20 protein-coding genes and 2 rRNA genes are annotated in these 22404 nt (G+C 67.4%); 9 read left to right on the top strand and 13 right to left on the bottom strand.

Features of this window, described 5'->3' with window-relative positions:
- Positions 1 to 41: 41 nt before the first annotated feature.
- Both msrA and HWX09_RS21535 read left to right on the top strand, forming a co-directional pair.
- Positions 42 to 785, top strand: a complete 744-nt coding sequence (gene msrA / locus HWX09_RS21540) for a peptide-methionine (S)-S-oxide reductase MsrA (RefSeq protein WP_027786230.1) — start codon at positions 42 to 44, stop codon at positions 783 to 785.
- A gap of 258 nt (positions 786 to 1043) precedes the next feature.
- Positions 1044 to 2159 carry an aromatic ring-hydroxylating dioxygenase subunit alpha gene (locus tag HWX09_RS21535; RefSeq protein ID WP_027786231.1) on the top strand — a complete coding sequence of 372 codons (1116 nt, stop codon included), beginning with the start codon at positions 1044 to 1046 and terminating at the stop codon, positions 2157 to 2159.
- A gap of 33 nt (positions 2160 to 2192) precedes the next feature.
- Here HWX09_RS21535 and HWX09_RS21530 read toward each other — a convergent pair whose 3' ends face one another.
- The 8 genes from HWX09_RS21530 to HWX09_RS21495 all read right to left on the bottom strand — a co-directional run bounded on the left by HWX09_RS21530 (position 2193) and on the right by HWX09_RS21495 (position 12730).
- Positions 2193 to 2582, bottom strand: a complete 390-nt coding sequence (locus HWX09_RS21530; RefSeq protein WP_027786232.1) for a cytidine deaminase — start codon at positions 2580 to 2582, stop codon at positions 2193 to 2195.
- Between the two features lie 24 nt (positions 2583 to 2606).
- Positions 2607 to 3923: a thymidine phosphorylase gene (gene deoA / locus HWX09_RS21525; protein ID WP_027786233.1), complete on the bottom strand. Its 1317-nt coding sequence runs from the start codon at positions 3921 to 3923 to the stop codon at positions 2607 to 2609.
- A gap of 35 nt (positions 3924 to 3958) precedes the next feature.
- Positions 3959 to 5233: a NupC/NupG family nucleoside CNT transporter gene (locus HWX09_RS21520; RefSeq protein ID WP_027786234.1), complete on the bottom strand. Its 1275-nt coding sequence runs from the start codon at positions 5231 to 5233 to the stop codon at positions 3959 to 3961.
- Positions 5234 to 5480: 247 nt separating this feature from the next.
- Positions 5481 to 6938, bottom strand: coding sequence for a dihydropyrimidinase (gene hydA, locus HWX09_RS21515; RefSeq protein WP_027786235.1), 1458 nt, complete (start codon positions 6936 to 6938; stop codon positions 5481 to 5483).
- A 65-nt stretch (positions 6939 to 7003) separates the two neighbouring features.
- Positions 7004 to 8512 (bottom strand): NCS1 family nucleobase:cation symporter-1, encoded by a 1509-nt coding sequence (locus HWX09_RS21510; protein WP_027786236.1) that lies wholly within the window; start codon positions 8510 to 8512, stop codon positions 7004 to 7006.
- Between the two features lie 100 nt (positions 8513 to 8612).
- A complete protein-coding gene (gene preA / locus HWX09_RS21505) occupies positions 8613 to 9929 on the bottom strand; it encodes an NAD-dependent dihydropyrimidine dehydrogenase subunit PreA (RefSeq protein WP_027786237.1) in 1317 nt (438 codons plus the stop codon).
- A gap of 55 nt (positions 9930 to 9984) precedes the next feature.
- Entirely contained in the window at positions 9985 to 11322 is a 1338-nt protein-coding gene (locus HWX09_RS21500) for an NAD(P)-dependent oxidoreductase (protein ID WP_027786238.1), read from the bottom strand.
- A gap of 127 nt (positions 11323 to 11449) precedes the next feature.
- Positions 11450 to 12730 carry a Zn-dependent hydrolase gene (locus HWX09_RS21495; protein ID WP_027786239.1) on the bottom strand — a complete coding sequence of 427 codons (1281 nt, stop codon included), beginning with the start codon at positions 12728 to 12730 and terminating at the stop codon, positions 11450 to 11452.
- Positions 12731 to 13050: 320 nt separating this feature from the next.
- Between HWX09_RS21495 and HWX09_RS21490 the strand changes: the two genes are divergently transcribed.
- The gene (locus tag HWX09_RS21490) at positions 13051 to 13743 is read left to right on the top strand and encodes a TetR/AcrR family transcriptional regulator (protein ID WP_027786240.1); all 693 of its coding nucleotides are present in this window, start codon (positions 13051 to 13053) and stop codon (positions 13741 to 13743) included.
- Between the two features lie 118 nt (positions 13744 to 13861).
- On the opposite strand, the gene HWX09_RS21485 is transcribed toward HWX09_RS21490, so the two are convergent.
- Genes HWX09_RS21485 through HWX09_RS21475 form a run of 3 tightly spaced genes read right to left on the bottom strand, consistent with a single transcriptional unit; the run spans position 13862 to position 17519 of the window.
- On the bottom strand, positions 13862 to 15052 hold the full coding sequence (locus HWX09_RS21485) for an acetyl-CoA C-acetyltransferase (RefSeq protein ID WP_027786241.1): 1191 nt from the start codon (positions 15050 to 15052) through the stop codon (positions 13862 to 13864).
- An 18-nt stretch (positions 15053 to 15070) separates the two neighbouring features.
- On the bottom strand, positions 15071 to 15838 hold the full coding sequence (locus HWX09_RS21480) for a 3-hydroxyacyl-CoA dehydrogenase (RefSeq protein WP_027786242.1): 768 nt from the start codon (positions 15836 to 15838) through the stop codon (positions 15071 to 15073).
- A gap of 13 nt (positions 15839 to 15851) precedes the next feature.
- A complete protein-coding gene (locus tag HWX09_RS21475; RefSeq protein WP_027786243.1) occupies positions 15852 to 17519 on the bottom strand; it encodes an acyl-CoA synthetase in 1668 nt (555 codons plus the stop codon).
- Positions 17520 to 17662: 143 nt separating this feature from the next.
- Between HWX09_RS21475 and HWX09_RS21470 the strand changes: the two genes are divergently transcribed.
- The 6 genes from HWX09_RS21470 to HWX09_RS21450 all read left to right on the top strand — a co-directional run bounded on the left by HWX09_RS21470 (position 17663) and on the right by HWX09_RS21450 (position 21874).
- A complete protein-coding gene (locus HWX09_RS21470) occupies positions 17663 to 18667 on the top strand; it encodes an AraC family transcriptional regulator (RefSeq protein WP_027786244.1) in 1005 nt (334 codons plus the stop codon).
- Positions 18668 to 18786: 119 nt separating this feature from the next.
- Positions 18787 to 18960 (top strand): hypothetical protein, encoded by a 174-nt coding sequence (locus HWX09_RS33970; RefSeq protein WP_306427329.1) that lies wholly within the window; start codon positions 18787 to 18789, stop codon positions 18958 to 18960.
- A gap of 45 nt (positions 18961 to 19005) precedes the next feature.
- Positions 19006 to 20040: an SMI1/KNR4 family protein gene (locus HWX09_RS21465; protein ID WP_306427330.1), complete on the top strand. Its 1035-nt coding sequence runs from the start codon at positions 19006 to 19008 to the stop codon at positions 20038 to 20040.
- A gap of 198 nt (positions 20041 to 20238) precedes the next feature.
- Complete coding sequence (locus HWX09_RS21460; RefSeq protein ID WP_027786245.1) at positions 20239 to 20838, top strand: hypothetical protein; 600 nt, start codon at positions 20239 to 20241, stop codon at positions 20836 to 20838.
- 54 nt (positions 20839 to 20892) lie between these two features.
- Positions 20893 to 21264: a nuclear transport factor 2 family protein gene (locus tag HWX09_RS21455; RefSeq protein ID WP_027786246.1), complete on the top strand. Its 372-nt coding sequence runs from the start codon at positions 20893 to 20895 to the stop codon at positions 21262 to 21264.
- Between the two features lie 145 nt (positions 21265 to 21409).
- Entirely contained in the window at positions 21410 to 21874 is a 465-nt protein-coding gene (locus tag HWX09_RS21450) for a GNAT family N-acetyltransferase (RefSeq protein WP_027786247.1), read from the top strand.
- Positions 21875 to 22048: 174 nt separating this feature from the next.
- On the opposite strand, the gene rrf is transcribed toward HWX09_RS21450, so the two are convergent.
- Together rrf and HWX09_RS21440 are read right to left on the bottom strand one after the other, a co-directional pair.
- Positions 22049 to 22161 (bottom strand): 5S ribosomal RNA (gene rrf / locus HWX09_RS21445).
- Between the two features lie 150 nt (positions 22162 to 22311).
- Positions 22312 to 22404: ribosomal RNA gene (locus HWX09_RS21440) — 23S ribosomal RNA — on the bottom strand; the annotation flags it as partial.

Below are 22404 nucleotides of genomic sequence, written 5' to 3'. Positions count from 1 at the left end.
CCGGGCGCCGCTTTTCTCAACGCATGTCGAAGGAGCAACTGATGAACCCGATCCCTATCCGCGATGCCGCCGCACGACGGCGCGCGGCCATGCTGCGCCGCATCGGCGCCATCGCCGTCGCGGCGGCCGCCGTGTTCGGCTACCAGCGCATCGTCAATTCCGCCGAGCCGATGCGCACCGTGCCCGCGCCAACGCTCGACGAAACGCCCGGCGCGTCGCACGACGAGACGGCCGTGCTCGCCGGCGGCTGCTTCTGGGGTGTACAGGGCGTGTTCGAGCACGTGAAGGGCGTGAAGCAGGTCACCGCAGGTTATGCGGGCGGGGCGTCCGAAACCGCGCACTACGCGCTGGTCGGATCGGGGCTGACGGGGCACGCGGAATCGGTGCGCATCGTCTACGATCCGACCCAGATCACGTACGGCCGGCTGCTGCAGGTGTTCTTCTCGGTCGCGCACGATCCGACCGAACTGAACCGGCAAGGCCCCGACGAAGGCTCGCAGTACCGGTCCGCGATCTTCCCGACCACCGCGCAGCAGCGCGCGGTCGCGACCGCGTACGTCGCGCAACTCGGCAGCGCGCACGTGTTTCCGGCGCCCGTGGTCACGCGCGTCGAGGCCTACAAGGGGTTCTATCCGGCCGAGGCCTATCATCAGAACTACCTCGAACTGCATCCGGATGCGCCGTATATCGCGTTCAACGACATGCCGAAGGTCGCCGGGTTGAAACAACACTTCCCGGCGCTGTACCGTGCCGACGCGGTGCTGTGGCGCGAAGCGCGCTCGTGAGCCGCTTGTGAGCCCGCCTGTGAGCCGCTCGTGACCGCCGCCGGGGCTGCGTGACGGGATGCCGCCCGCCGCACAGCCGCGCCGCGGCCGCCACGCACCGGCGGCGGCCCGTTTGCGCCACATCAACGAATCGGCCGGCGCGACGCCGGGGCAAACCCGCATCGCGGCCGCCGCGGCCGGCAACTTCGCGTAGACTCTCTGGATTCCCGCCGCTTCTTGCGGCGTTCGACATTCCAGTCCAGCCAGGAGGCGTCACGCATGCGCGCAGTGCCTTTGCCTGACGGCAATACCCTCGAAGAACCGTCCACCGGCGCGGCCGTGCGCGACCTGCGCCGCGTGCCCATTCATCCGGATCACTGGTACCCGCTCGCGTGGTCGCGTGAGCTCAAGCGCGGCAAGACGCTCGGCGTGCGCTTCGCCGGCGACCCGATCGTGCTCGTGCGCACCGAATCGGGCGCCGTGTATGCGCTCGAAGATCGTTGCGCGCACCGCCAGGTGCCGCTGCATGCGGGCGTCGTGAGCGGCGAGACGCTGCGCTGCTGCTATCACGGCTGGACCTACGCGTGCGACAGCGGCCGCTGCGTCGACGTGCCCTACCTGGGCCGCGAGCGCTTGCCCAACGGCGTGCGCGCGTATCCCTGTCGCGAAGCGCACGGGCTGATCTTCGTGTTTCCGGGCGACGCCACGCTCGCCGAGGAACGGCCGTTCCCCGCGCTCGAATCCGCGGACGACCGCGCGTACAAGACGCGCCGCTTCGGCCGCGAGGTCAAGTGCCACTACTCGTTCATGCACGAGAACCTGATGGACATGAACCATCAGTTCCTGCATCGCAAGCAGATGGGACAGATGCGCGCGCGCTCCTTGGGCCGCCGCCGCGGCGACGACTGGGTCGAGGTCGATTACACGTTCGCGCGGATGGAAGGCAAGCAGCCCGTCGGCGAGGCGCTCGTGTTCGGCGCGAGCAAGAAGCCGGCCGATCAGTCCGACAAGAGCGTGATGACGGTGCGCACCGGCTATCCATACCAGACGCTGCAGATTCGCTCGAGCGAAGGCACGCTCGTGATGGATCTGTGGATCGTCTACGTGCCGCTCGACGCCGAGCAGCGCACCAACCGCACGTTCGGGCTGCTGTCGATCCACAAGCCGGGCATCCCGTTCGCACTCGATCTCGCATGGCCGCTGCTCGTGTGGTTCACCGAGCGCATCTTCCGCGAGGATCGCTGGATCGTCGAGCGCGAGCAGGAAGCACACGATCGCCAGGGCGCCGACTGGAACCACGAGGTGTTTCCGGTCATCAACGAGCTGCGCGACCTGCTGCGCCAGTGCGGCGCACGCACCGTGATCCCGATCCGCGACGCGCGCGACGGCGCATGAGGCAACGCATGCGGCGCGCCGCGGCGCGCGCCGTTACAGGGTGAACGCGCCCGGCAGCAATGCGCGGGCCGTCGTGATCTCGACGGCCCCTTTCAGGTTGGCGAGAATCACTTCGATGTCGGGCTTGCCGATCTCGATGATCACCTGACGACATGCGCCGCACGGCGCGATCGGGCCGTCCGTGTCGCCGACGACCGCGAGCCGCGCGAAATCTCCCGGCCGATAACCGGCGGCGATCGCCGCGAACAGCGCCGTGCGTTCCGCGCAATTGCACAGTCCGTACGACGCGTTCTCGACGTTGCAGCCGTGGAAAACCGTCCCGTCGCGCGCCTGCAGCGCCGCGCCGACCTTGAAGCGCGAATACGGCGCATACGCGCGGTCGCGCGCCGCCTTCGCCTGTTCGATCAGTTCGTCTCGTTCCATCGTGGTGAGGCCTCCAGGAGCAGGTCAGCCGACCTGCTGGTAAAGGGTCGGCGGCGCTTCGCCCGTCTCGCCGAGCACGTAGCCGCGCCGAACGGCGTCCGCCGCGTGAGCCGCGGCCGCTTCGTCGCGGGCATGCACGAAGCCGAGCGGCTCGCCGCCCTCGATACGCTGCCCGATCTCCGCGAGCCCCGACAGGCCGACGCTGACGTCGATCGCGTCCTCCGCGCGCGTGCGGCCGCCGCCGAGCGCGACCACCGCCAGCCCGAGCGCACGGCAATCGACGCGCTGCACCACGCCGCTCGCGGGCGCCGCAACCGGCACGATCACCGCCGCCCGCGCCAGATGCCGCGCGGGGGCATCGATCAGGTCGGCAGGACCGCCGAGCGCGACGACCATGCGCGCGAAACGCTCGGCCGCCGCGCCGGAATCGAGCGCCTGCCGCAGCTTCTCGCGCGCGTGGTCGGCATCGCGCGCCAGCCCGCCGGTGACGAGCAGTTCGGCCGACAGCGCCATCGTCACGTCGTGCAACCGCGCGGGACGCGACTTGCCCGTCAGGTAGTCGATCGCGCACGCCACCTCGAGCGCGTTGCCCGCGCACGGCGCGAGCGACTGGTTCATGTCGGTGAGGATCGCGGTCGTCTTCATGCCGGCGCCGTTGCCGACGTCGACGATGCTGCGGGCAAGTTCCGCCGATTTCTCCGCGGTCGGCATGAACGCGCCGGAGCCGACCTTGACGTCCATCACGAGCCCGTCGAGCCCCGCCGCGAGTTTCTTCGACAGGATCGACGCGGTGATCATCGCGACCGATTCGACGGTCGCCGTCACGTCGCGGATCGCATAGATGCGCTTGTCGGCCGGCGCGAGCCGCGCGGTCTGCCCGATGATCGCGACGCCGACCTCGCGCACCGTGCGGCGAAACGCGTCCGTATCGGGCATCACGTCGTAACCGGGAATCGCGCTGAGCTTGTCGAGCGTGCCGCCGGTATGGCCGAGCCCGCGCCCCGAGATCATCGGCACGTAGCCGCCGCACGCGGCCACCATCGGCCCGAGCATCAGCGACACGACGTCGCCGACCCCGCCCGTCGAATGCTTGTCGATCACCGGCCCGCCGAGATCGAGCGCACGCCAGTCGAGCACGTCGCCCGAATCGCGCTGCGCGAGCGTCAGCGCGACGCGTTCGTCCGTGCTCAGGTCGTTGAAATACACGGCCATCGCGAACGCGGCCACCTGGCCCTCTGTCACGCTGCCGTCGGTTACGCCGCGCACGAACGCGGCCATGCCGTCGCGATCGAGCGGCTGCCCGTCGCGCTTCCTGCGAATGAATTCCTGCGGTAGAAACATCGTTGCCTCGCTTCGATCGGAGTCGACTGCACGGTTCAATGCAGCGAGAAAAACAGGCCGGCAATCGCCGCGCTCATCAGGTTCGACAGGGTCGCGGCCGTCAGCGCGCGCAAGCCGAGCCGCGCGACGTCCGAGCGGCGCTCGGGCGCGACCGCGCTGAAGCCGCCCGCGAGAATCGCGATCGACGAGAAGTTCGCGAAGCCGCACAGCGCGAACGACACGATCGCGAGCGTCTTCGGGTCGAGCACCTGGAGGCCGGCCGCCGCCGCGTGCGCACCGCCCTTCAGGTACGGCGACAGGTCGCCGTACGCGACGAATTCGTTGAAGATCAATTTCTCGCCGATGAAGTTGCCGGCCAGCGTCGCATCGTGCCACGGCACGCCGATGATCCACGCGAGCGGCGCGAACAGGTGGCCGATGATGCCGACCAGCGTGACCTGCGGAAAGCCCGCGAACGCGGCCGCGCCGCCGACGATCAGGTTCATCAGCGCGATGAGTCCCACGAACGCGATCAGCATCGCGCCGACGTTGATCGCGATCCGCAGGCCGACCGATGCACCGGATGCGGCCGCCTCGATCACGTTGGCGGCCCGCTTGTCGTCGAAATCGAGGCCGTCGACCACCACGCGGCTCGGCTCGACGGTCGGAAACAGCAGCTTGCCGAACAGCAGACCGCCCGGCACCGCCATGAACGACGCGGCGAGCAGGTACTCCATCTTCACGCCGAGGCCGGCGTAGCCGACCAGCACCGAGCCCGCGACCGACGCCATGCCGCTCGCCATCACCGTGAAGATCTCGGCGCTCGTCATGTTGCGCACGAACGGCTTCACGAGCGCGGGCATCTCGCTCTGCCCGAGGAAGATCGTCGCGACGGCCGAGCACGCCTCGATGCGGCTCACGCCGAGCACCTTCGCCAGCCCCGCGCCGAGGATCGCGACGATCCACTTCATCACGCCGATGTAGTACAGCACCGAGATCAGCGCGGTGACGAAGATGATCATCGGCAGCACGCGCAGGCCGAACACGAACCCGCCGTCGCCGAACAACTGGAACATCCGCGCGTCGACCAGCCCGCCGAACACGAACGCGATGCCGTGATTGCCCATGTCGAGCACGCGATTGACGCCGTTCGCGGCCGCGGCCAGCGCCGCGCGGCCCGACGGCACGAACAGCACCAGCGCGCCGATCGCGAACTGCGTGAGCAGCGCGGCGATCATGGTCCGCGCGCTGACCGCGCGGCGGTTGTTCGACAGCAGATACGCGACCAGCAACAGAAACAGCATACCGAGGAGACTGCGCAGAATATCCACCTTGTGCTCCCTTCTCACTATTTGAACTGTCCGGCGGGCGGCCCGTGCCCGCGACCCGCGTGATCGGGTTGGTGGATGTTACTCGCTCGATACGCACGTCGGCAACGTCGACAAAATCGCCGCGGTCAATGGCGTCGATCGTTTCCATCTTCGCGCTTCGACGACTTGATCAGTTGTTCTACCTACCCTTCGAAAATGCGCACGGGCGTGCCGTTCGAACGGACACGCCCCGCACGGCACGCGTCGTTCAACCCACGCGCTCGACCGGATGCGGCTCGCGCAGACGGTTCGCGATCCGCGCCGCCTCGTAGTAGCCTGCCGCCGGCGGGCGCTTCAGATAGCGGCCCGCGCCGCGCACCGCGCGCAATTCGCCGTCGGCCCACGCGAGTGCGCCGCGCGTGAGCGTGTGCGTCGCGACGCCCTGCACGGTCATCCCCTCGAACACGTTGAAGTCGACCTGCTGGTGATGCGTCTTCACCGAGATCGTCTTCGTCGCGGCCGGATCCCACACGACGAGGTCGGCGTCGGCGCCGACCTGCACGGCGCCCTTGCGCGGATACAGGTTGAAGATCTGCGCGGCGTTCGTCGACGTGATCCGCACGAACTCGTTCGGCGTGATGCGGCCATGATTCACGCCGTGATGCCACAGCACCGACATGCGATCCTCGACGCCGCCGCAGCCGTTCGGGATCTTCGTGAAATCGTTGCGGCCCATCGCCTTCTGCGATGCGCAGAATACGCAGTGATCGGTCGCCGTCGTATGCAGCTGCCCCGACTGCAGCCCGCGCCACAGTGCCTCGCGATGCTCGGCCGAGCGAAACGGCGGGCTCATCACGTGGGCCGCCGCGCGCGTCCAGTCCGGATCGCGATAGACGGCCTCGTCGATCACGAGGTGGCCCGGCAATACTTCGCCGAATACGCGCAGCCCTTCGCTACGGGCGCGCGTGATCACATCCACCGCGTCCTTTGCCGACACGTGCACGATATACACGGGCACGCCGAGTACCTGCGCGATGCGGATCGCGCGGTTCGCGGCTTCGCCCTCCACCTCCGGCGGCCGCGACAGCGGATGCGCCTCCGGCCCCGTCATGCCGCGCGCGAGCAGCGCCTTTTGCAGCTGGAACACGAGTTCGCCGTTCTCCGCATGCACGGTCGGCAGCGCACCGAGTTCGAGCGAACGCGTGAAGCTGTTCACGAGAATCTCGTCGTCGGCCATGATCGCGTTCTTGTACGCCATGAAATGCTTGAAGCTCGACACGCCATGCTCGCGCACGAGCGTGCCCATGTCGCGGTGCACGCTGTCGTCCCACCACGTCACGGCGACATGAAAACCGTAGTCGGAAGCCGATTTCTCGGCCCAGCCGCGCCATTCGCGGAACGCATCCATCAGCGGCTGCTTCGGGCTCGGGATCACGAAGTCGATGATGCTCGTCGTGCCGCCCGACAGCCCGGCGGCGGTGCCCGAGTAGAAATCGTCGCTCGCGGTCGTGCCCATGAACGGCAGCTCCATGTGCGTATGCGGATCGATGCCGCCCGGCATCACGTACTGGTCGTGCGCGTCGACGACGGTTGCGCCGGCCGGCGCGTCGATCCGCTCCGCGATCTGCAGGATCGTGCCGCCGTCCTGCGGGTCCGCGCAGAGCACGTCCGCGCGATAGGAACGGTCCGCATCGACCACGGTGCCGCCACGAATCAGGATTGCCATTTCGTTGCCTCCTCGTTGACTGTCGGGTGCCGCATGCCGCGCGCGAGTCGCAGCCGGCTCGCGCGTCATGCGCTCGCGATCTGCGCGCGCTGTCCGGCGCGCCACTTCATCCAGGTGCCGTACACGCCGGACGCCAGCACGAGGCCGACGAACCACGCGTACGTGTAAAGCGTGTTGAAGAACGCCGGCACGTTCGGGAACGACGCCGGAAACGCCGTATGCAGGAAGCCCGGCAGGTTCGGCAGCACGCCGACCGCGAGCGCGACCAGCGCGGCCGGGTTCCAGCCGCGCGCGTAGCTGAAGTCGCCGCCCTCGTCGAACAACGCGCGCGTATCGAGCTGCGTGCCGCGAATCAGGAAATAGTCGACCATCAGGATGCCCGCGACCGGCCCGAGCAGCGCCGAATAGCCGACGAGCCAGGTGAAGATGTAGCCGTCCGTCGTCGCGAGGATCTTCCACGGCATCATCACGATCGCGATCGTCGCGGTGATCATCCCGCCCGCCTTGTACGAAATGCCCTTCGGCCACAGGCTCGAGAAATCGTAGGCCGGCCCGACGAGATTCGCGGCGAGGTTGCAGCACATCGTGTCGAGCGTGAGGATCACGAGCGCGATGCCGACGCCGATGCCGGTCATCCGGCTCGTCAGGTCGATCGGATCCCAGATCGCGTTGCCGTAGATCACGACGGTCGCCGACGTCACGACGACCGACACCACCGACAGCAACGCCATCGGCAGCGGCAGCCCGATCGACTGCCCGATCATCTGGTCGCGCTGCGAATGCGCGAAGCGCGTGAAATCGGGGATGTTCAGCGCGAGCGTCGCCCAGAAGCCGACCATTGCCGTCAGGCCCGGCCAGAAGGTCGGCCAGAACAGCCCGGCTTTCTTGCCGCCCGCCGCGAACTGGGACGGCGCCGACAGCATCGAACCGAACCCGCCCGCCTTGGACGTCGCCCACCAGACGAGCGCCACGCACATCACGACCTTGATCGGCGCGGACCAGCTTTCGAGCCAGCGGATCGAATCGGTGCCGTGCAGGATGAAGTACAGCTGCAGCGCCCAGAACACGAGGAAGCACGCGAGCTGCCCGAACGAGATGCCGACGAGCGGCAGCGCCGCGCCGTGCAGCGCGTTGCCGGTCAGGATGTTCAGCAGCGTGTAGATCGCGCTGCCGCCGAGCCAGGTCTGGATGCCGTACCAGCCGCAGGCGACGATCGCGCGCAACAGCGCCGGCAGCTTCGCGCCCTGCGTGCCGAACGACGCGCGCACGAGCACCGCGTACGGAATCCCGTGCTTCGCGCCCGCATGGCCGATCAGCAGCATCGGCACGAGCACGATCAGGTTGCCGAGCAGCACCGTCGTCACCGCCTGCCACGGCGACATGCCTTCCTGGATCAGCCCCGCCGCGAGCATGTACGACGCGATGTTCATCACCATCCCGACCCACAGCGCCGCGAAGTGGTACCACTTCCACGTGCGCTGCGCCGGCGTCGTCGGCGCGAGGTCGTCATTGTACAGGCTGCCGCCGTGCGCCGCGGCGCTGTCGGGATCGGCGGGATTCGCTGCGGATTTCATCGATCGCACTCCACGAAAACGTCGGCGCCGGCATCGTGCGATGCCGGCCCGAGGAAACGAAAGACGGCGGCGCGCAGCCTCCCGCGCCGCCGGACACCGGTCAGGCCGCCTTCGCGTGCTTCTCGGGCGCGGCCGCCGGGCCGCCGCTCGCACCGGCATCCGCGCTCGCCGGATTGTTCGGATGCGTGGTCCAGTTCGCGTAGTCGCCCGAATCGACGCGCTCCATCGTGATGCATTGCTCGACCGGACACACATGCATGCAAAGATTGCACCCGACGCACTCCGAATCGACCACTTCGAAATGCCGCACGCCGTCCTTCGTCGCCGTGATCGCCTGATGCGACGTGTCCTCGCACGCGATATGGCACAGCCCGCACTGGATGCAGCGGTCCTGGTCGATGCGCGCCTTGATGTCGTACTTCAGGTTCAGGTACTTCCAGTCCGTCACGTTCGGCACCGCGCGGCCGCGAATGTCGTCGAGCGTCGCGTAGCCTTTCTCGTCCATCCAGTTCGACAGCCCGTCGGCGAGATCCGACACGATCCGGAAGCCGTAATGCATCGCGGCGGTGCACACCTGCACGCTGCCGGCGCCGAGCACCATGAACTCGGCCGCGTCGCGCCACGACGAGATGCCGCCGATGCCCGAGATCGGCAGGTTCGGCGTTTCCGGATCGCGTGCGATCTCCGCGACCATGTTCAGCGCGATCGGCTTGACCGCCGGGCCGCAATAGCCGCCGTGCGTGCCCTTGCCGTCGACGGTCGGCATCGGCGCCATGTGGTCGAGATCGACCGCGACGATCGAGTTGATCGTGTTGATCAGCGACACGCCGTCCGCGCCGCCCTTGTACGCGGCGCGCGACCCCATGCGGATGTCGCTGATGTTCGGCGTGAGTTTCACGAGGCAGGGCAGCTTCGTGCCTTCCTTCACCCAGCGCGTGACCATCTCGACGTATTCGGGCACCTGCCCGACCGCCGCGCCCATCCCGCGCTCGCTCATCCCGTGCGGGCAGCCGAAGTTGAGCTCGACCGCATCGGCCCCGGTGTCCTCGACGAGCGGCAGGATCCATTTCCAGTCGCGCTCGTTGCACGGCACCATCAGCGACACGATCAGCGCGCGATCCGGCCAGTCGCGCTTCACCTGCGCGATTTCTCTCAGGTTCACGTCGAGCGGACGGTCGGTGATCAACTCGATGTTGTTCAGCCCCGCGATGCGCTGGCCGTTCCACTGCACCGCACCGTAGCGCGAACTGACGTTGACGACGTGCGGATCGAGCCCGAGCGTCTTCCAGACGACGCCGCCCCAGCCCGCCTCGAAGGCGCGATTGACGTTGTAGGCCTTGTCGGTGGGCGGCGCGGACGCCAGCCAGAAAGGGTTCGGCGAAGTGATGCCTGCGATGGTGCAGCGAAGATCGGCCATGTTCGGCTCCGTGAGAAGGGGGTCGTGTTCGGTGTGCCGGCGGTGCGCCGCGCGCTCAGGCCGCCTTCGCGGCGCGCGCGGCGAGCGCAGCGTCGATCGACGCGGCCGCGCGCTTGCCGTCCTGCACGGCCTGTACCGTGAGGTCGACGCCGTCGGTCGCCGCGCAGTCGCCGCCGGCCCATACGTCCGGCAGTGCCGTACGCCCGTCCGCATCCACCGCGATACGCGTGCCGTCCGCGGTCAGCAACGTGGCCGCGATACCGTCCGGCACGAGCGTCTGGCCGATCGCCTTCAGCACCATGTCCGCGTCGACGGTGAAACGCTCGCCCGATGTGGCCTCGAATTCGACACCCGTCACCTGCCCGTTCGTGCCCGCCATACGTACCGGCTTCGCGTGCGTGACGAGCGCGACGCCGCTCTTCTGCGCAAACTCGCGCTCGGCCCACGTCGCGCTCATCGCGTCCACGCCGCGCCGGTACACCATCGTCACGCGCTCGGCGCCGAGCTTGCGGCTCTGCACGGCCGCATCGATCGCCGTATTGCCGCCGCCGATCACGACCACGCGTCGCCCGACCGGCACGTTCGCGAGCACGTCGGCCTGCCGGACCTGCTCGATGAAATCGACCGCATTCATCACACCGCTCAGTTGCTCGCCGTCGATCGCGAGCGCACGCACGCCGCCGAGCCCCATCGCGAGGAATACCGCATCGTGCTGCTCGCGCAGTGCGTCCAGCGTCACGTCGCGTCCGAGCGCCACACCCGTTTCCAGCGTGATGCCGCCCACCGACAGCAGCCACTCGACCTCGCGTTGCGCGAAATCGTCGACGGTCTTGTAGGCGGCGATCCCGTATTCGTTGAGGCCGCCGGCCTTCGGGCGCGCGTCCAACAGCGTGACGCGGTGCCCGGCGAGTGCGAGCCGGTGCGCGCACGCGAGCCCGGCCGGCCCCGCGCCGACCACCGCCACGTGGCGGCCCGTCTCGGGCGCGCGCCGAAACTGCACCGCGCTGGTCTGCATCGCCCAGTCGGTCGCATGCCGCTGCAGCGCGCCGATCGCGACCGGCTGCGCATCCTGATGGTTGCGCACGCACGCGCCTTCGCACAGGATCTCCGTCGGGCACACGCGTGCGCACATCCCGCCGAGTGGATTCGCGGACAGGATGTCTATCGCCGCGCCTTTCAGGTTGCCGTTGCCGATCTTGCGGATGAAGCTCGGGATGTCGATCTGCGTCGGGCACGCGTGCACGCACGGCGCGTCGTAGCAGTAATGGCAGCGGCTCGCGGCCGCCGCCGCGGCAGTCGGATCGAGCAGCGGCGCGATATCGGCGAACTCGCACGAGAGTTGCGTGGACGACAGGCGATGCGCGGCGATATCGCCGGTTGGCTGGGTGGTCATACGCGTTCCTTCGACGGGGTGGAGACAAAGCCGTCCCCGCCGGCTGATCATGCACAGTCGGGGCGGTCATGCTTAGGCATGCAAATTTCAGACGACAGGCAGCGTCGCGGCTGCTACGGTCGATCCGTCATGAAGCCGGCTCGCATGCGCGCGACAGCATCGCGTGCAGCAGCACGTTCGCGCCGGCCTCGATCCATGCGGGCGTCGCGTCCTCGATCTCGTTGTGGCTGATGCCGTCGACGCAGGGCACGAATACCATCGACGTCGGCGCGACCTGCGCCAGATAGCACGCATCGTGGCCCGCGCCCGACACGATGTCGCGATGCGAATAGCCGAAGCGATCGGCCGCTTCACGCACGGCCGCCACGCATGCGGGATCGAACGCGACCGGCTTGTAGTAAAAAATCTGCTCGAGTTCGGTGTCGAGCCCGATGTCGGCCGCGATGCGCGCAACGCCATCGCGCAACGCCGCATCCATCTTCGCGAGCACCGCGTCGTCCGGATGGCGGAAATCGACGGTGAAGAACACGCGGCCCGGAATCACGTTGCGCGAGTTCGGGTGCACCTGCATCATGCCGACCGTCGCGCAGCCGAACGGTGCATGATCGAGGCCGATCCGGTTGACGAGATCGACCACGCGCGACGCGCCGAGCAGCGCGTCGCGGCGGCGCGGCATCGGCGTCGGCCCCGCGTGCGCTTCCTGGCCGGTGAACGTGATCTCGTACCAGCGCTGCCCCTGCGCGTCGGTCACGACGCCGATCGTCTTGCATTCCGCCTCGAGAATCGGCCCCTGCTCGATATGCAGTTCGAATGCCGCATGCAGCTTGCGCCCGCCGCACGGCACGTCGCCCGCGTAGCCGATGCGGGCCAGTTCCTCGCCGATCGTCTTGCCGTCGACGTCCTTGCGCGACAGCCCGTATTCGAGCGGAAACACGCCCGCGAACACGCCCGATGCGACCATCGCGGGTGCGAAGCGCGAGCCCTCCTCGTTGGTCCAGATCACGACCTCGACCGGATGCTCGGTCTCGATGCCGTGATCGTTGAGACTGCGAATCACCTCGAGGCCGCCGAGCACGCCGTAGATGCCGTCGAAGCGCCCGCCGGTCGGCTGCGAATCCGCGTGCGAGCCCGTGACGACCGGCGCCGCGTCGGCCACGCGGCCCGCACGGCGCATGAACACGTTGCCCATCGTATCGACCGTCACCGTGCAGCCGGCCGCCTTCGCCCAGCCGACGATCAGGTCGCGGCCGGCCTTGTCGAGATCGGTCAACGCGAGGCGGCACACGCCGCCTTTCGGCGTCGCGCCGATTTTCGCGACTTCCATCAGGCTATCCCACAACCGCTTGCCGTCGACCTTGATCGACGTGTCGAAAGCTGTCCGCTTCACTGTTTCCGATACCGCGCTCATTCGTATCGCTCCTGTGGGGTCGGTGGTGTCGTCGGCCCGGTCCGTGCCGGTGCACGTGAGGCCTGTTTCGGGGCACGCCGCCCGGATGCGGTGCATGCCTCGCTGGTTCGCGAAACGCGTTAAATCCTGTCCGATTGGACAGGTTTTAGACGATCAAAATGACCAGCGCAACGTCTTTCTTGCGCGACGCATCGGAGCGAGAAACGTGCCATCGCAACGCAGCATCGCCGTGGAGTAGCGGCATCCCCATGCGTGCGCGCGACGCGAATCAGCGGCTAGAATGAAGCCCAACGCGGCATGCCTGCCGCGCGAGGATGACGATGAGACATGACGAGGCGGCAATCGCAGCCCCCGACCGGGACGAAACGCCGGCGCCTTTGCGGCGACGCAAGGCGCACATTCGCGAGTCCAACGAAGCGCATCTGCTCGCGTGCGCGGAGGCCGTATTCGCGGAACGCGGGCTCGCCGGCGCCAGCACCGCGATGATCGCGGAGCGCGCCGGCCTGCCGAAGGCGAATGTGCACTACTACTTCCCGACCAAGCTCGCGCTGTATCGCCGCGTGCTCGACGACCTGTTCGAGGACTGGCATCGCGCGGCCGGCTCGTTCGAGGCCGGCGACGATCCGGTGGAAGCGATCGGCTGCTACGTGCGCGCGAAGATGGCGCTGTCGCAGCGGCGCCCGCTCGGCTCGAAGGTCTGGGCCAACGAGATCATCCACGGCGCGGAGCACATGCAGGACATCCTGTCGCAACGCGTGAAGCCGTGGTTCGACACGCGCATCGAGGTGATCGAAGGCTGGATCGCGCACGGTCTGCTCGCGCCGATCGACCCGCATGCGCTGATGTACCTGATCTGGGCGACCACGCAGCACTATGCCGATTTCGATGCGCAGATTCGCGCGTTGAGCGGCAAGCGCGCATTCACGAAGAAGGCATTCGACGAAAAGACCGAGCAGGTCGTGCAGCTCGTGATTCGCGCGTGCGGCGCGGTGTCGCCGAATGCGAAGTCGTAACGCGGCACGACGAACCGTCGAATAAAAACGGGCGGCGCGCACCACACGGGAGTGAACCGTGCGATACGCGCCGCCCGTGTCGGCGCTTGCTTGCGTGCGAACGAAGCGGTGCGATGCGTTACGCGAGACGCTCGATCGCGACGGCCGTCGCTTCGCCGCCGCCAATGCACAGCGATGCGATACCGCGCTTCAGGCCGTACGTTTCGAGCGCGGCCAGCAGCGTCACCATCACGCGCGCACCCGATGCGCCGATCGGATGCCCGAGCGCGCACGCGCCGCCGTGTACGTTGACCTTCTCGTGCGGCAGGTCGAGGTCGCGCATCGCGGCCATCGGCACCACCGCGAACGCTTCGTTGATCTCGAACAGGTCGACGTCGCGCAGGTTCCAGCCGGTTTTCTCCGACAGCTTGCGCAGCGCGCCGATCGGCGCGGTCGCGAACAGGCCGGGCTTGTCCGCGTAAGTCGAATGCCCGACGATCACGGCCTTCGGCGTGAGGCCGAGGCGCTCGGCTTCCGAGCGGCGCATCATCACGAGCGCGGCCGCGCCGTCCGAGATCGACGATGCGTTCGCGGCCGTCACCGTGCCGCCGTCGCGAAACGCCGGCTTCAGCGTCGGGATCTTGTCGAGCTTCGCCTTGCCCGGCTGCTCGTCGATCGACACGACGCTTTCCGTCTTGCCGGCCTTCACGGTCACCGGCGCGATCTCCGACACGAAATGCCCTTCCGCGATCGCCCGCTGTGCCCGCGTCAGCGACGCGATCGCGAACGCGTCCTGCGCTTCGCGCGTGAACTGGTACGCCTGCGCGCAATCCTCGGCGAACGTGCCCATCAGGCGGCCTTTTTCATATGCGTCCTCGAGCCCGTCGAGGAACATGTGGTCGAGCACCTGCCCATGACCCATGCGCATGCCCGCGCGCGCCTTCGGCAGCAGGTACGGCGCATTCGTCATGCTCTCCATCCCGCCCGCCACGGCGACGCCCGCCGAACCCGCCAGCAGCAGGTCGTGCGCGAACATCGCCGCCTTCATCCCCGAACCGCACATCTTGTTGACCGTGGTCGCGCCCGCCGCGAGCGGCAGTCCGGCCTTCAACGCGGCCTGTCGCGCGGGCGCCTGGCCCTGGCCGGCCGGCAGCACGCAGCCGAACACGATTTCGTCGATGCGTTCGGCCGGCACGTTCGCGCGCTCGAGCGCGGCGCGAATCGCCACCGCGCCGAGGTCGTTCGCGCTGGCTGCCGCCAGGTCGCCCTGAAAACCACCCATCGGCGTGCGCGCCGCGCCCACGATTACGATCGGATCCTGAGTCGTCATGATTCGCTTCCTCCAGTGTCAGCGCGGTGCCATGCGCAACGCGCCATCGAGACGGATGACTTCGCCGTTCAACATCGTGTTCTCGGCGATGTGGCGCACCAGCGCCGCAAATTCTTCCGGGCGGCCAAGCCGCGGCGGGAACGGCACGCTCTTGCCGAGCGCGTCCTGCACGTCCTGCGGCATGCCGGCCATCATCGGCGTCGCGAAGATGCCGGGCGCGACCGTCACGACGCGAATGCCGAAGCGCGCGAGCTCGCGTGCGATCGGCAGCGTCATGCCCACCACACCGCTCTTGGACGCCGCATACGCGGCCTGTCCGATCTGCCCGTCGAACGCCGCGACCGACGCGGTATTGACGATCACGCCGCGCTCGCCTTCCGCATCGGCGTCCTGCTTCGACATCGCGTCGGCGGCCAGCCGGATCATGTTGAACGTGCCGACCAGGTTGATCGACACCGCGCGCGCGAAGCGGTCGAGCGAATGCGGGCCGTCGCGGCCGACGACCTTCTCGCCCGGTGCGACGCCCGCGCAGTTGACGAGCGCATCGACGCGCCCGAACGCGTCGCGCGCGGCCGCGACGGCCGCCTGACCGTCGGCTTCGCTCGTCACGTCGGTCTTCACGAACCGCGCGGCCGCGCCGAGTTCGTTCGCGAGACTCGCGCCCGCCTCTTCGTTCACATCCAGCAGCACGGCCTTGCCGCCTTGCGCGACGACCATGCGCGCCACCGCGGCGCCGAGGCCGGAACCTGCGCCCGTAATCAGAAAAACGCGATCCTTGATATTCATTCGTAGTCCGTATTCAGGGTTGAGCGGCCTTCTCGGCTTCCATCTTGCGCAACACGAAGCGCTGGATCTTGCCACTCGGGGTTTTCGGCAGCGCGTCGACGAAATCGATCGCGCGCGGATAAGCGTGAGCGGACAACCGCCGCTTCACGTGCAGACTCAATTCCTCGGCCAGTTCCGGCGTGGCGTCGAATCCTTTCGACAGGACGACGAACGCCTTCACGATCTCCGTACGCTCCGGGTCGGGCACGCCAATCACCGCGGCCTCGCTGACGGCCGGATGCTCGATCAGTGCGCTTTCCACGTCGAACGGGCCGATCCGGTAACCGGACGACGTGATCACGTCGTCCGCGCGGCCGATGAAACTCACGGTGCCGTCCGGCTCCAGTTCGACGTTGTCGCCGGTCCGGTAATAGCCGCCCGCGATCGCCGGCGTGTCCTGCTGCCAGTAGCCGGAGAACCACAGCAACGGCGAGCGTGCGATGTCGATCGCGAGGTTGCCGGGTTCGCCGGGGCCGAGTTCGCGGCCCGCTTCGTCGAGCACCGCGACACGGTAGCCGGGCATCGCGAGGCCGGCCGAACCGGCATGGACGACGTGCGCGAGCCCGTGATGATTGTTCACGACCATCCCGAGTTCGGTCTGGCCGTAGTGGTCATGGATCGGCGCGCCGAGGGCCGCGTGGAACCAGCGCACGACTTCGGGATTCAGCGGTTCGCCGGCACTGCTGACCACGCGCAGCTGTCCTTTCAGCCGCGCGGCCGCTTCCTTGCCGGCAGCCATCAACATCCGGTACGCGGTCGGCGAACCCGCGAGGCTCGTGATGCCGAGCCGTTCGATCACGTCGTACGTGCTGTCGACCGTGAAGCCGCCCTCGTACAGTGTCGTGGCATGACCGAGCAGCAGCGGGCCGGTGATCGCGTAATAGAGCCCGTACGCCCAACCCGGATCGGCGATGTTCCAGAACCGGTCGCCGGTGCGCAGGTCGACCGCTTCGCGCATGTACGCACCGAACGCGAGCAACGCGTACAGCGGCACCGGCACGCCCTTCGGCAAACCCGTCGTACCCGACGTCGACATCATCATGAACAGGTCCGACCCCTTGCGCAGCACGGGCTCGAACGTATCGGCCTGCGCATCGAGCGCCGCACGGAAATCGATGTCGCCGTCCGGCAAGGTGTCGCCCGCTTCGCACACCGTCGCCACCGACGGGCAATCGGCGACTTCGTCGAGCTTCGCGCGATTCGCGACGTTGGTCACGACGAGCCGCGCGCCGCTCATGCGCAGCCGGTGCTCGATCGCCTTCGGGCCGAACGCGGTGAACAGCGGCTGATACACGGCGCCCGCGCGCCACGTGCCGAGGATCGTCGCGACGAGTTCCGGCGTGCGCGGCAGCAGGCCGGCCACCACGTCGCCGGGCTTCACGCCCTGCGCGACGAGCAGGTTCGCGACCCGGGCCGACAACGCCTGCATCTGCGCGAACGTGAAGCGGCGGTGCTCGCCGCCGGCATCGATCCAGTCGAGCGCGATCGCGTCCGCCTTCGCGTGCCGGTCGCAGCATTCGACACACGCGTTCAGGCCGCGCTCCAGATCGCCGCTCAATTGCGCGGCGGCGGCCTCGATACTGAACCGGGCCACGGCGTCGGCGTAGGCCGGCACCGGCCGGGCGGTAGCTCCTTCAGGCATGCGTGTCTCCTGTGTGTTATGGCCGCCGGCGAGCCAGGGGCGCGACGGGGATACATCGATAGTAGACAGCCGATACATTGCAATCAATGACAAACGGAATCTAGAATCGTGATCGCTTTTGCCATGTCGGGAGGATGCTGGAAATGGGGCCGCAGATGATTTCGCCGGATTTCGTCGACGATGCGCTCGCGTGCCTGCGCCGGCACGGCCTGCAGACCGCGCCCGTGCTGCGCACCGCCGGGCTGCCGGCCGCCGTGCACGAGCCCGTCACGCCGCAACAGTACGGCCGGCTGTGGCTCGCGATCGCCGGCGCGCTCGACGACGAATTCTTCGGGCTCGCCGCGCGCCCGATGCGGCGCGGCAGCTTCACGCTGCTGTGCCACGCGGTGCTCCATGCCGGCACGCTCGACAAGGCGCTGCGGCGCGCGCTGAAGTTCCTGCGGGTGGTGCTCGACGAGCCGCACGGCGAGCTTGTCGTGGCGGACGGGCAGGCGCAGATCGTGCTGACGCAATCGGGCGCGCCGTACCCGGCGTTCGCGTACCGGACGTTCTGGCTGATCCTGCTGGGTGTGGCGTGCTGGCTGATCGGCCGGCGCATCCCGCTGCAGCGCATCGATTTCGCGTGCCCGAGCCCCGGTCAGCGCAGCGACTATCACCAGTTCTTCGGCGTCCCGGTGCATTTCGACCGCCCCGACAGCCGGCTCGCGTTCAACGCCGCATACCTCGCGCTGCCGACGATTCGTTCGGAGCAGGCGCTGAAGACCTTCCTGCGCGGCGCGCCCGGCAACCTGCTCGTGCGCTACCGGCACGACACGGGCTGGGTCGCGAAGACGCGCGCGCACCTGAAGGCGCTGCCGGCCGCCGAGTGGCCCGACTTCGACGCGCTGGCCGTGCGCCTCGACACGACGCCCGCGACGCTGCGGCGGCGTTTGCGCAGCGAAGGGCAAAGCTTCGCTGCGATCAAGGACGAGTTGCGCGGCGCGCTCGCGCAGTCGCTGCTGCGCGAGCGCACGCTGAGCGTCGCGGAGATCGCGGCCGAGCTCGGCTTCACCGAGCCGAGCGCGTTTCATCGCGCGTTCCGGAAATGGACGGGCACGAGCCCCGGTGCCTTTCGGCGCGACGTGCATGCGGCGAAGGCCGAGTCGTGAATGGTGTGCAGGCGCGGAGCGTCTCGCCACGCGCCGCTGATACGATGCAAACATGTGGCTGCCGTCCGTTGTCCGCGGACCGCGGCGAACACCGATCAACCATCACCGCTCACGCTCCGATGCAAGCCACCCGCTTTTCCGACACCGAACTGGCCGATCTGCTCGCGCACGGTATCGTGCTGTTTGCCGGCCGCATAATCTTCGACGCACAACCGCCGATGGCGACCGACCAGATCGCGGCCGTGCAGGCCTGCTGTCACGGCGACATTCCGCTCCCGTTGCTCGAGCTGTAGCGCGTCACGGCCGGCGGCAGCCTCGACTACGACCTGACGCTGGAGATGAACGGCAATGTCGAAGCCATCAGCTGGAGCGAGCTGTTCTACAACGGCAGCGACGGTTATCGCGACCTGCAGGGCTGGATCGACCACGAACTCGAACTGGCCGAAGCCGCCGCGGAAGAGAACGCGCGCACGTGGGACGGCAAAATCGATGCGCTGCCGTTCGGCGGTTTCGAATATTGCGACCGCATCTACGTCGTGACGGAGCCCGGCGCCCACGACCATGGCCATGTGCTTGCATGGAAACAGGGGTTGCCGCCCGCGTGGCGCGGCGCGATGCACGAGGACGGTCTCGCGACGATCGCCCCCGATCTGTACGCGGCATTCGGCGCGCTGCAGCTTCATGTCGATCCGCTGGAGCCCGGCGGCGAACCAGGCACCGGTGTCACGCTGCTCGAATACGTCGATGAGCGCCGCGACGATCATGGCCTGTCGGCATCGCTGGCCGACAAGCTGATCGCGTTCTATCGACAAGCGGTGATCGACTGGCGCACGCCGCTCGCCGACGGCACACTCGGCGCGCAGCCGGTGCTCGCACGTCACGCATTACGCCATGCGATCGATCACGACGATGCGGCACTCATCGCGCGACTGGCGCCGCTCGTTGCCGATCTCGGCGTGGCGCTCGCCGGCAGTTCGATCCCGACCGATTACGCGCTGCGACGCCAGAAGTTTTCCGCCGCCATCGCGTTGCTCGCATCGGGCGCACGGGTCGTGCCCGATGCGCTGGCATCCGTGTCCGGCGCCGTACCGGTCAAGCTGATGCGCATGCTGCTTGACGCCGGCGTGCAGCCGGATGCCGACGCAATGGCGCGTTGCGTCGCGGGCGGCGGCACCGACAGCGCACGGCTGATCGGCGCAGCGCTGTCGGCCCAGGGCGTCGATACACCAGCGGCCTACCGCACCGCGAGCGACAAACTACTGGACAAGCTGAAGGCGGACATCCACAAGGTTCGCGCCGGCAAGCTCAGCCACTATCTCGGGCTCGACGGGCTCGAAGCACACGCCGAGCGCCTGCGGACGTTCGATTGCTGACGTCAAGCAGGCGCCGATGCGCCGTGGGTTTGCCGGCAGCATCGCAGTCCGGGTGCCGTTTGTTTGAATCGGGTTTCTCCCACGTTCCGGTGCGAATCTGCAGGATGCTCACCGCACCGCACCGCAGCGCGGGCATGACGTTGCACCCCGTTCCGTCTGACCACATACTGGTCGGCCAGTCCGAACGAGGTTGCGTCGATGGTGAATGTCGATGAGAGCGCCGCTTCGATCTTCGGCGTGATCGGAACGGCCGTGTCGTTGCTGGCAGCGATCCCTTACGCGCTCGCGATCTACCGGCGCACCGTTCGCCCGCATCTGTTCACGTGGCTCGTGTGGTCGGTCGTTACGGCGATCGCGGCGGCCGGCCAGTTCGTCGCGGGCGCGGGGCCGTCCGCATGGTGCACGGCAGCGATTGCCGTCACGTGCTTTCTGACGCTGATCGCCAGCCTGTTTCGCGGCGAGCGCGGCTGGACGGGCCTCGACTGGTTGTTCCTGTGCGCGGCGCTGTCGGCCATTCCGCTATGGATGCTGACCGACGATCCGACTGTGTCGATCTGCCTGGTTACGCTGATCGAGCTTGCAGGCCTCGGCCCGACCGTGAGCAAGACGATCCGCGATCCGTGGAGCGAGAGCCTCGCCTATTTCGCGCTGTGCGTACTCAAGTACGCGCTGGCGTTGCTGGCACTGAGCACGTGGAGTGTCGCGGTCGCGTTCTATCCGGCCGTCAACCTCATCGCGTCGATCGGCATCTGCGTGGTGATGCTGGTCCGGCGTCAGTCGTTGTCGAACGCGCGGTAGGATGTGTTTGTCGCCGCCGTACCGCTTCCCTTCCGAAATGCTGCGAGGCCTGACATGGATGCAATCCGTACCGTCATCGAACCCTGCGAAACCGCGCTCCGCGCCGCGATGCTGGCCAACGATGTCGACGTGCTCGACGCGCTGCTGGACGACGATCTGGTATTCACAGTCCCGACGGGCCAGATCATCTCGAAAGAGAACGACCTCGCCGCGCATCGCGCGAAGCTTCTGCGCCTCGACACACTCGACGTCCACGAAATGCGCGCACACGCGATCGACGAGATGATCCTGACCACGACGCGAGCGACCCTCGCCGGCCATTTCGATGGCGCGGCATTCGCCGGCACGTTTGCCTATACGCGCCTCTGGCGTCGATCGGGCGCCAACTGGCGCGTCATCGCCGGACATGCATCGCAGGTCATGTAGCTGCGCCGAGCGCGTGCGGGATGAATCGCGTCAGGCAATACTGCTGCGAGCGGGCCGGCTATCGATTGAGCGGTGAGGCGCTGGTCCGGATGATGCACTGATGAAAACGCCGATCAAGGTGGTGCCGGCCATGACGAGAGCCGAAATGCACAAGCTATTTACCGTGCGTTCTGCGCGTGCCGCGGACGCGGGCGAACTCACGCGACTGGCGCGCCTTTCGAAGGCGCATTGGGGCTATCCGAAGGAATGGCTCGACTTGTGGCAAAACGATCTCACGATTTCGCCGGAGACGATCGAAGGGGCGATCGGTTACGTCGCGGAATCGGACGCGTCGGTCATCGGGTTCTGGATTCGAGCATCATTGGATTCGGATCAACCGACGCCCGGATGGTTGTTCGTTCATCCCGATCACATGGGTCAGGGCGTCGCCCGTGCGCTGTGGGAATCAGTTCGAGCCGAAGCCGCTGCGAGAGGAATCAAAAGCTTCGTGATCGAAGCGGATCCCAATGCTGTGCCGTTCTATCTGACGCTGGAAGCTGAAAAGATTGGCGAAAAGGAATCGAGCGCCATCCCGGGCAGATTTTTTCCAATCTTGCGGATTGCGGTCTGATGAGTGAGATTGCGGCGGAGACATATCGGGGTTCGATCAGTTCGACTAGCGGCCTGATGACGTTTTCCACGCCCCAAGCTCATGCCGGATGGCACTTCGCGCGGCCAAGTGCCTTTCCGCCGCGCCAATGCAAAAACCCCCGCCTGTTGGGCGGGGGTTTCTGGCTTGAGGGGAGCCTGACGATTACCTACTTTCACACGGGAATCCGCACTATCATCGGCGTAGAGTCGTTTCACGGTCCTGTTCGGGATGGGAAGGGGTGGGACCGACTCGCTATGGTCATCAGGCAAAGGGGGTTGTTGCGTTGCTTCGCAGCGCAACCAATCTTGGAAGAAGCAGTAATTTAGGTTGTGTGTATCACACACGAGAATCCAACCAGTCTCTTGGATGGCTGCACGTGCATCGCACGGCGCTCATCCATAAGGCAGACTTGTTATAGGATCAAGCCTTACGGGCAATTAGTATCAGTTAGCTGAACGCATTACTGCGCTTACACACCTGACCTATCAACGTCCTGGTCTCGAACGACC

Source organism: Burkholderia sp. BCC1208, assembly GCF_902833095.1.
In the GTDB taxonomy this organism is placed as follows: Bacteria; Pseudomonadota; Gammaproteobacteria; order Burkholderiales; family Burkholderiaceae; genus Burkholderia.
This window is presented reverse-complemented; position numbering and strand designations above follow the sequence as displayed.